Source organism: Pseudogracilibacillus amylolyticus (SeqCode) (assembly GCF_051918545.1).
Taxonomy (GTDB): domain Bacteria; phylum Bacillota; class Bacilli; order Bacillales; family Amphibacillaceae; genus Pseudogracilibacillus.
Genome location: NZ_JBPPZG010000215.1, coordinates 1 through 6,361, shown reverse-complemented (window position 1 = coordinate 6,361; position 6,361 = coordinate 1). Strand labels below are relative to the sequence as shown.

Below are 6,361 nucleotides of genomic sequence, written 5' to 3'. Positions count from 1 at the left end.
ATTCGAAATAACCACGGTGAAAGGATTTATCCAGCCAATTCTTGAAATAACCACGAAGAATCCGATTTAACCACGGGAAATTCGAAATAACCACGGTGAAAGGATTTATCCAGCCAATTCCTGAAATAACCACGAAGAATCCGAATTAACCATGAGGATTTCGAAATAAACCACTACGTAATGATATAACCAGCCAATTTCCGGAATAACCACGAAGAACTCGATTTAACCATGAGGATTTCGAAATAAACCACTACGTAATGATATAACCAGCCAATTTCCGGAATAACCACGCAGAAATCAATTTAACCACGGGGATATCGAAATAACCACGTCGCAACGATTTAACCAGCCAATTTCCGGAATAACCACGAAGAATCCGATTTAACCATGAGGATTTCGAAAAAAAAACCACGGCGTTAGAATTTAACTAGTCAACTGAATTCCTGCAATAACCATACAAGCAATAACAAGAAAAGAACCGCGTTGTAGGAAAATAACCCGGTTCTAGTCAAAATTTTATTTATCTAATATTGAAGTAGTAAAAATTTTTGGAATTGCATCTTGAGGAAATTTGCTTAATTCTGGTGACAGGTATTTTCTGTTTTTCTTCCCACCGATTCTTTTTAAATTCATAGATGTAAGTAGATGATATACAGTGTTTTGAGTAGCAGTTTGTAGCAGGTTAGTGCAAATTTTCGAGGTGATTTCTGACTCGTACAAAAGGAAGTAATCTAATATAACTCGCTCATGTGCATGAAAATCTGTTTGTCCACATTTGGGACAAATCCAATATCCGCGGTTCCTGTTCAATGGAAAAAAGTCACATCTTTCACAGGCGATACCCTTGATGAAATGATCACTATTCAAATTGTAATAATTTATGAGATTGGAAAATAGCGGTCTATCGTGTTTTATCATCAACTGATACAGTTTTTTTAAATCATGAAAACTTAAAATATATTTCTGATATGAATCATATATTTCTTCAAGTTTAAATATTAAATATTCCAAGGAGATGAAATGTTCATTAAAAAGTGGATCATTTTCCTCATTTCGAATAATGGAACCTGGATTGGTAGAAACGACCAACGTCACAATTGGAATTTTTATACCAAATTGTCCTAACCAATATTGTAAATGTCGCTTTTGAATTTTTGCCTGAAGAAGTGGATCGTTGTAGCAGGTTCTTTTAGTTCCGTCACTTTGGATAAGTTGTTTGTTAGAGGCGTTATACTCCAAAGATCCTTTAAGGTTTTTTATTTCTAAATCAAAAATAAGTTTGGGAGTAAGTATGATGGAATCCATTTGAAAATATTTGAGGTTATTCTTTAATCTGAGGCTAGGAAGGTGGAAAAAATCTTTTTTCGGAAATAGAGAAAGCTTGTAATCAACATTTGTTTCACCGAGATGACCCGCTCGATATCTTTGATAATTGGCTTGAAGGTTTTCGTTATATCTGTATTTTGGTTTTAACCTTCTAAATAGCGCTTCATGTGACAATAAGTGATGTGATTTATGCCGTTTTTTAAATGAAATCAAGTAGAAATTCCTCCCTAATTGTGTTGTTATATATATTTAATTCGACATTAACTGATAAACTCCTGCATATTTTTAAAAAAATAAAAAAAGCTTAGCAAAAAGCTAAGCTGAAGCGGCGGCACTCAGTATGAGCAAGAGCCACCAACCAATTTTAAAGACAAATGTTAGCGCACCCAGAATGATACCTGTTATGGAAAAACCTTTACGTATCGGCTCAGTCAACGCGAATATGCCAAAAATAATAGCTAAGAGTCCAAATATATAAGGAATAAATGGAATTAAATTCAGTACCACGCCGAGAATCCCCATAACTAAAGAGGCGACAGCAAGGCCATTCCCTTGCACTGTCTTTACTTCAATTACTTGAGGTTCATTTTGAACTTTCATTTCATCCTCCACGCAATCCCTCCTTCCAACTTTATATACAATATGTATAATCGTAAATTTAGATTACCTTATCACCTTAAGTTTATCAATACGTTTCATTTAATTAAAAAATATTTTCTAGCTAAAAAGAATGTTTACCCATGAGGAAGTGGGAATTAACTACAAAAGTATTTATTCATACAATTCTCGTAATAACCACGTAGAATTCAATTTAACCACGGGGATATCAAAATAACCACGGGGTAAGAAATTTAACCAGCTAAATCTCAGAATAACCACGTAGAATGCGAATTAACCACGAGAATCACGAAATAACCACGGAGAATTCAATTTAACCACGGTAATTTCAAAATAACCACGCACTCCTCAATTTAACCACACAAAACCTTCAATAATCACGCCAAGTAAACGATTTCAATTCCAATTAAAATCAACATTCTCGACTCATTTTTGTCGATTAAATTACATCATATTAATACAAAATAAACTTCTGAAAATTTAATTGCAAAATTTGCGGTTTATTGTATTAGTTTGTGGTAGAATGTAATGTTAGAAGTATACTATTAAACAGGTGAGAAAATTTGGAACGATCTGTGATTAGGAGGACTAGTAATTCATGTTTTCGAGAGATATTGGAATTGACTTAGGAACTGCAAACGTATTGATACATGTAAAAGGTAAAGGAATTGTTTTAAATGAGCCGGCTGTAGTAGCGATGGATCGCGTAGCTGGTAAGGTGCTGGCAGTTGGTGAAGAAGCATATTTAATGGTGGGAAGAACGCCTGGAAATATTGAAGCTATCCGCCCACTAAAAGATGGGGTTATTGCAGATTTTGATGTGACAGAAGCAATGCTGAAGCATTTTATTAATAAAATTAATGTTAAAGGATTTTTATCCAAACCAAGAATGCTTATTTGTTGCCCAACAAATATTACAAAAGTGGAGCAAAAAGCGATTAAGGAAGCGGCTGAGAAATCAGGTGGACGTAAAGTTTACTTGGAAGAAGAGCCAAAAGTTGCTGCTATTGGTGCGGGAATGGAAATTTTCCAGCCGAGTGGTAATATGGTCATTGATATTGGTGGTGGTACTACAGATGTTGCAGTACTTTCCATGGGAGATATCGTAACAGCTGAGTCGATCAAACTTGCTGGGGATACGTTTGACCACGATATATTACAGTATATTAAGAAAAAATATAAACTGCTTATCGGTGAACGAACAGCGGAAGATATAAAAATACATGTTGGAACCGTATTTAAAGATTCCAGACATGAAAGTATCGATATTCGTGGACGTGATATGGTAAGTGGATTACCTCGCACGATTACGGTTAATTCAGAAGAAATTGAAGAAGCATTAAGAGAATCGGTTACATTAATTGTTCAATCGGCAAAATCTGTTTTAGAACGGACACCACCTGAATTATCTGCTGATATTATCGATCGTGGAGTCATTTTAACAGGTGGCGGTGCAATGATTCACGGTATTGATCAGTTACTTGCAGAAGAATTAAAAGTACCTGTTTTAGTAGCAGAGGAGCCGATGAACTGTGTTGCAAAAGGAACAGGAATAATGCTTGCAAATATCGATAAAATTGATCGCGTAAAAATTGGCTAAATGTTAACAAGAGCTTCGATCAACCAAGGAGTGGGGACACTTGTTAAGAGGATTTTATACAGCAGCAAGTGGGATGATTGCCCAGCAGCGGCATCAAGAATTAGTTTCAAATAATATAGCAAATGCGAATACACCGGGCTATAAAGCAGACCAAGGTGTTTTGCGTTCATTTCCGGAAATGTTAATTAGACAGATGGGTTCCAAAAATATTCCGACGACAAATGGACTAAAATTACCGGTTAACAGACCGATCGGTAGTTTGCATACGGGAGTATATGCACAGGAGTCCATTCCAAATTTTTCCCAAGGAGATATTAGGGAAACAGGTATGTTTACGGATTTAGCTCTTGTTGATAATGATACACCTGATGAAACAGGTGGAGTCTTTTTTACCGTTCAAAACGCTGACGGGGATGTGCGTTACACAAGAAATGGTAACTTCACGGTGGATGCAGAAGGTTTTATCACAACAAATGAAGGTTATTATGTACTTAACCAAACTGGTAATCCAATACAAACGAACGGACTTGAGTTTACCGTGACGGCTAATGGAGTTGTCCAAGGGGATGGTATAAATGCGCCACTTGGAATTGTCTATATTGCAAATACGAATGAATTAATAAAAGAGGAAAATGATTTATTAAGTGCAGAAGCAGGGAATGTTAATGCAGTAAATCCAGACGCGGCAGGAGCGAATTTTACCGTTCATCAACAGCATTTGGAAAGTTCCAATGTAAATGCTATGCAGTCTATGACAGATATGATGAATGCATATCGTAGTTTTGAAATGAATCAACGCGTTTTAAAAGCATATGATGAAAGTATGGGGAAAGCAGTTAATGATATTGCACGATTAGGATAAGGAGGGATAAACGATGACACTACGTACAATGGGGCAAGCAGCGGTTACGATGAATCAGTTGCAAAACCAAATTGATATGATTGGTCATAACTTAGCAAACAGTCAAACAACCGGCTATAAAACAAGACAAGCGGAATTTTCAAGCCTCCTTACCCAGCAGATTATGAATATGACAGATCCTGAAAATGCTAGGGGTCGGCTTACACCAGATGGAATTCGTGTTGGGACAGGTGCAAGACTTGGAGCAATAAACAATAATTTATCCCTCGGCGCAATTCAAAATACGGATCGTGCGTTAGATACGGTGTTACTAAATGAACATCATTTTTACCAAATTCAAGGAGAAAATGAAATCCGGTACACACGGGATGGAGCTTTTTACTTACAGCCTATTAACAACGGGCAAGAAGTAGTAATTGTAACAAAAGACGGAGATCCTGTTATCGGTATAAATGGACCTATACAATTTGCAGCAAATTTTGATGATATCCATATCGAAAATAACGGTGTGATTACAGTAAAGCGTGGAACTGAGGTTGAACAAGTTGGGGCACTATCTGTTGTTGAAATTTCACGTTCAAGAAGTCTAGAAGCCATCGGTGATAATTTATTTAGAATACCGGATGGAGCTGGTGTGAATGTAAATGATCTAGTTCAGCCAGTCGATATGAATACGGGTTTTTTACAAAGCCAAGCACTCGAAATGTCAAATGTTAATATCGGTGAACAAATGAATCAGTTAATTAATGCACAGCGCTCCTATCAATTTAATTCAAGAACAATTACGATGGCCGATCAGATGCAAGGACTTGTAAATCAATTACGTTAATTTGTATAAGTTACAATTTAATCATTTAAAAACTTTTTAAATGAATAGTAAAGGTGAAATTGAAATGGCAACAAACTTAGCGAATAAAGAAAAAACGAATGAAAACACAATAGAAGATAATGAAACCAAAAAAGAAGCGAGACGAGCGAAAAAACAAGTTCGCAAACAGTATCGAGTTCGTAAGTTTCCTATATGGTTGCGCATTATTGTAGTTCTCATTCTATTTGGTCTGTGTTTGATAATAGGTGTAATTGTCGGTTATGGTGTTATAGGTGACGGAAATCCGACTGACGCTCTAGATTTACAAACATGGCAACATATTTTAGACATTGTTGAAAAAGAATAGGTAGAGTCTTCTTTCATCAAGGGTCTTTAGTGAAAAACGTTTCACCTTAAGTATAGCAAAATCGTTGAATAAGCCGCACTCCTTATCGATAAAAGTTAGCCAGCAAATTTGTTGGAGCTAATACATGAGAAAAAGTGCCATTTCAACGGTTTTTTACTTAAAAGGAAATCTCGTTCTTAATAAGAAAATTTCAATTGAAAGAGGTAGTAATAACGATGTTAGATGTACAACAAATTAAAGAAATTATTCCACACCGTTATCCTTTTTTACTTGTTGATAAAGTGCTCGAAATGGACGAAGGAAAACGTGTTGTAGGTCTGAAAAATGTATCGGCAAATGAACCGTTTTTTGTAGGTCATTTCCCTGAATATCCTGTTATGCCAGGGGTGCTTATTTTAGAGGCGCTTGCACAAGTCGGAGCAATCGCAGTGCTTGATATGGAGCAAAATAAAGGGAAAATTGGTTTTTTAGCTGGCGTTGATAAATGCCGCTTCAAACGAGAAGTGAAGCCAGGTGATCAGCTTCAGTTAGAAGTGGAAATTATTCGCATGAGAGGTGCAATAGGAAAAGGAAAAGGAATCGCTACCGTAAATGGGGAAGTTGCCTGTGAAGCGGAAATAATGTTTGCAATAAAATAAAAATTAATCTCTCTTACAAAAATTAAATCCTTTAGCAAGAATGACCTGAAAAAAAATGGTTAAGCTAAGAGGGAAGAAATAATGTAAGGGAGGGAGATTTTATGTTTAAAAGGATATTTATGGCTATGTTGGTATTAAC

Annotated in this window: 7 protein-coding genes; 5 read left to right on the top strand and 2 right to left on the bottom strand. The window is 36.0% G+C overall.

Going from position 1 to position 6,361, the window contains the following annotated elements:
* Window positions 1-519: 519 nt before the first annotated feature.
* Both ACPYKA_RS17575 and ACPYKA_RS17570 read right to left on the bottom strand, forming a co-directional pair.
* Entirely contained in the window at window positions 520-1,542 is a 1,023-nt protein-coding gene (locus ACPYKA_RS17575) for a nuclease-related domain-containing protein (RefSeq protein ID WP_479543506.1), read from the bottom strand.
* Between the two features lie 102 nt (window positions 1,543-1,644).
* Window positions 1,645-1,941, bottom strand: a complete 297-nt coding sequence (locus ACPYKA_RS17570; protein WP_479543505.1) for a DUF4190 domain-containing protein — start codon at window positions 1,939-1,941, stop codon at window positions 1,645-1,647.
* A 604-nt stretch (window positions 1,942-2,545) separates the two neighbouring features.
* Here ACPYKA_RS17570 and mreB point away from each other — a divergent pair.
* From mreB to fabZ, 5 genes are all read left to right on the top strand, one after another.
* The gene (gene mreB, locus ACPYKA_RS17565) at window positions 2,546-3,547 is read left to right on the top strand and encodes a rod shape-determining protein MreB (protein WP_479543504.1); all 1,002 of its coding nucleotides are present in this window, start codon (window positions 2,546-2,548) and stop codon (window positions 3,545-3,547) included.
* Between the two features lie 40 nt (window positions 3,548-3,587).
* Entirely contained in the window at window positions 3,588-4,409 is an 822-nt protein-coding gene (locus ACPYKA_RS17560; RefSeq protein WP_479543503.1) for a flagellar hook-basal body protein, read from the top strand.
* A gap of 13 nt (window positions 4,410-4,422) precedes the next feature.
* Window positions 4,423-5,238: a flagellar hook-basal body protein gene (locus ACPYKA_RS17555; protein ID WP_479543502.1), complete on the top strand. Its 816-nt coding sequence runs from the start codon at window positions 4,423-4,425 to the stop codon at window positions 5,236-5,238.
* A 64-nt stretch (window positions 5,239-5,302) separates the two neighbouring features.
* Window positions 5,303-5,584, top strand: coding sequence for a DNA-directed RNA polymerase subunit beta (locus tag ACPYKA_RS17550; protein WP_479543501.1), 282 nt, complete (start codon window positions 5,303-5,305; stop codon window positions 5,582-5,584).
* A gap of 215 nt (window positions 5,585-5,799) precedes the next feature.
* Complete coding sequence (gene fabZ / locus ACPYKA_RS17545; protein WP_479543507.1) at window positions 5,800-6,222, top strand: 3-hydroxyacyl-ACP dehydratase FabZ; 423 nt, start codon at window positions 5,800-5,802, stop codon at window positions 6,220-6,222.
* Window positions 6,223-6,361: the final 139 nt, after the last annotated feature.

What these genes read in the sequence shown, in the direction of transcription:
- mreB (WP_479543504.1), top strand. Translation starts at nt 2,546, where the DNA reads ATGTTTTCGAGAGATATTGGAATTGACTTAGGAACTGCAAACGTATTG.
- ACPYKA_RS17555 (WP_479543502.1), top strand. Translation starts at nt 4,423, where the DNA reads ATGACACTACGTACAATGGGGCAAGCAGCGGTTACGATGAATCAGTTG.
- ACPYKA_RS17550 (WP_479543501.1), top strand. Translation starts at nt 5,303, where the DNA reads ATGGCAACAAACTTAGCGAATAAAGAAAAAACGAATGAAAACACAATA.
- fabZ (WP_479543507.1), top strand. Translation starts at nt 5,800, where the DNA reads ATGTTAGATGTACAACAAATTAAAGAAATTATTCCACACCGTTATCCT.